The sequence below is a fragment of the Mesorhizobium sp. M7A.F.Ca.CA.003.01.2.1 genome, from assembly GCF_003998945.1.
GTDB lineage: Bacteria > Pseudomonadota > Alphaproteobacteria > Rhizobiales > Rhizobiaceae > Mesorhizobium > Mesorhizobium ciceri.
This window is the reverse complement of record NZ_RZRA01001228.1, coordinates 1-1,292: the sequence shown is the minus strand read 5'-3', so window position 1 is coordinate 1,292 and position 1,292 is coordinate 1. Positions and strand designations below refer to the sequence as shown.

The 1,292-nt window shown below is 63.7% G+C and carries 2 protein-coding genes; one reads left to right on the top strand and one right to left on the bottom strand.

From position 1 onward, the window contains the following. Window positions 1–238: helix-turn-helix domain-containing protein (locus EN969_RS31485; protein WP_164758685.1), on the bottom strand; the 238-nt coding region annotated here is incomplete at its 3' end. Between the two features lie 124 nt (window positions 239–362). Here EN969_RS31485 and EN969_RS31480 point away from each other — a divergent pair. Beyond that, window positions 363–1,292, top strand: a 930-nt coding sequence (locus EN969_RS31480) for an MFS transporter (RefSeq protein ID WP_127419754.1), incomplete at its 3' end; no start/stop codon positions are given.

Sequence of the window (1,292 nt, the reverse complement as noted above, 5' to 3'; positions counted from 1 at the left end):
CCTCTGAAAACCGCTCATAGAGCATCGCCAGGATCGCCGATTTGTTGGGAAAGTAGTGGTAGACGGTGGCGATTGGCCCGCCCGCCAGCATGCCGACCTCCTTCATAGTGACGGCGTCGATACCCTTTTCCCCGATCAGCCGCATGGTCGTCGACAGGATCGCGTCGATGCGCTCGCGGCTGCGTTCCTGCTTGGGCTTGCGCCTCGGCTCGGTCGCCATTCTCTTCAATTCCGTCATGCACCGATCTTTCGCACGGTTTTTAGATTCCGGTTGACAAGAAATATGATCAAGTATCAGTTTCTGAAATACTGACAGGTTGTCAGCTTTTTTGCCGCGCGGCAAGGACGTTGGGGAGGCGCCTTTGGCTTCGACAGATATCGGCCACGCAGGCAGTGGCGACTGGCTGGTCGGCAATCCGACCGGCTGGCAGCTCGCCTCGGCCCTGTGGATCGGTTCGGTCGGCCTGCTCATCCTCGGCCTGCAGCCGGTGCTGCTCGGAGCTCTCTACACCGAAGGCCATGTCAGCGGCGACGAACTGGCGCTGGTCGCCACCGCCGAGATGATCGCCATTGCCATCGGTTCGGCCGTCGTGGCGATGCTGCTTTCGGCCCACAATATGCGCTGGAAAAGTGCCGTCCTTCTGCTGCTGCTGGCGCTGGCCAATGTGTGGACGGCCTATGCCGCGAGCGCCAACATGCTGATTGCGGCCCGCGCCCTTGCCGGGCTCGCCGAGGGCGGTCTGGTCGCCATCGCCACCGAACTGATCGCCCGCTCGCGGCGTGCCGAGCGCATCGGCGGCTATTTCGTCACCATGCAGACGCTGGCGCAATGCGCGCTCGCCCTGTTGCTGGCGCTCTATGTCATCCCGGCCGCAGGGTCGGCGGGTGGCTTCATCGTTCTTGCCGTCGTCTGCGTCGTGTCGCTGGCGGTCGCTTTCACCGTGCCCGGTGACTATGCCGACCTGCCCAAGGAAGAGAATCTGGCCAATGTGCTGACGGTTCCCTCGATGACCGCGCTGCTGTCGGTCTTCTGCTACTTCATGTTCTTCGGCGCGGTCTGGGCTTTTCTGGAGCCGCTAGGCGCGCAATACGGCATCGATGGCCGCACCGTCGGCCTGATCGTCTCGGCCAGCCTCGCGGTGCAGGTCCTGGGGGCGATGACGGCGACCGCGTTCGAGGCGCGCATCGATTATCGCCTTGCCATCGCGGCGATCGGCGTCGTGGCGCTTGTCAGTTCCCTGGTTCTTGCCAGCAGCCCCGGCCTGACGACGTTCTGGGTCGCTGCCCTGGCC